Source organism: Robertmurraya kyonggiensis (assembly GCF_005116465.1).
GTDB lineage: Bacteria > Bacillota > Bacilli > Bacillales > Cytobacillaceae > Robertmurraya > Robertmurraya kyonggiensis.
The window spans coordinates 1-1,201 of record NZ_SWBM01000062.1 but is presented as its reverse complement, the minus strand read 5'-3'; the positions used below and the strand labels follow the sequence as shown (position 1 = coordinate 1,201).

Here is a 1,201-nt window from a genome sequence, read left to right as displayed (position 1 = left end):
GTCATTCACGTACGATCGATCCGAGTGACGTTTCCCTCTCGAGGCACATGCATCGGACACAATGCGCGTCGCAAAGATACCGCACGAAAATAACATCCCGTTTAAACCGAAATAAACGATGTTGATTAGGATGTAGGCGAATTAATCTTACATCAAAAAAGTCCGAATTCCTAAACTACTTTTTACACTCGGGCTCGATGGCCCGAGACTTTCAGGGATCACCCCCGCCGCCAAGGTCGTCCCAGCCGCCGCCATCCTCGCCAGGAAAGAGGACGCCCTCGAAGTGGCCAGCAAGCACTCGCGCCGTTCCGTCGGCAGCAGCATCGGCTTCCTCCATCACCGCCACTGCCTCCTCGTCGTTAAGAGTGTCGGCGACGACGTACCCGGCGGCGAGCTTCGAGAGGTCCGCTTGGTAGTGGGTCGTGACCACTCCAAGCGCCTTCCGAACCCCGAGCAGAAGGGCTTCCTTCACACGCGAGGTGAAGTGCCCCCCAAGCGCTCGAAGGCGACTGGCGAGGGAGCTCCCGGACTGCAGGCCGGTACCAGCAATTTCGTTGCTGGCGGCCGAGGCTGCCTGCACCATCTCATCAAGCTCGCGCTGGGTCTCCGTCTGCGCCACCAGCACGGCCTCCTTCGACTCGGTCTCGGCCTGAAGCGCCTGCTTCAATGCTGCACCAACAAGAGTCAGCCAAAAAGCAACAAAACGAAAGGGTCAGAGCTCGAGCCAAATCAGCTTACCCTCGACCTGTCCCTGAGTAGCCTCGAGGGCCCTCTCCGCCTCCTGGGCCCGCTGCTCCACCTCTCGCGCCTGCCGCTCCGCCGTGGCCCGAGCAGTCTGCTCCCGCTCGAGCCGGTCTCGAGCCTCGACCGCGAGACGCCGCTCTTCCTCGACCGCCAGCTCCGCCGCGCGACGCGCAGCCCGCTCGTTCTCCAGCCAGTCATTGCGGTTCGCGAGCTGCTCGCGGAGGGCGCTGGCCGAGCCTTCAAGGCGAGCGATGACCTCGCCCTTCTCCCGACCCTGGGCGAGGGCCTGGTCCCGAGCACCTCGAAGGTCGTCCAGCTGGCGGTCTCGAGCCTCGAGCGCCCCGGACAAGCGACGGAGCTCCAGCGATAACTCCGCAATCTGGTCGTTCTTCGCGAACGCCTGTTTGCGGAGTTCCTGCGAAAAGAAAAAGAGATAAGCCTTCTTCGAAAAAATAAG

1 protein-coding gene and 1 pseudogene are annotated in these 1,201 nt (G+C 61.9%); both read right to left on the bottom strand.

Annotated elements, in window-relative coordinates:
- Positions 1-211 precede the first annotated feature (211 nt).
- Positions 212-667: a hypothetical protein gene (locus FA727_RS23830; protein ID WP_136833924.1), complete on the bottom strand. Its 456-nt coding sequence runs from the start codon at positions 665-667 to the stop codon at positions 212-214.
- A gap of 45 nt (positions 668-712) precedes the next feature.
- Positions 713-1,201 (bottom strand): annotated as a pseudogene (locus tag FA727_RS24260) (hypothetical protein); the annotation flags it as partial.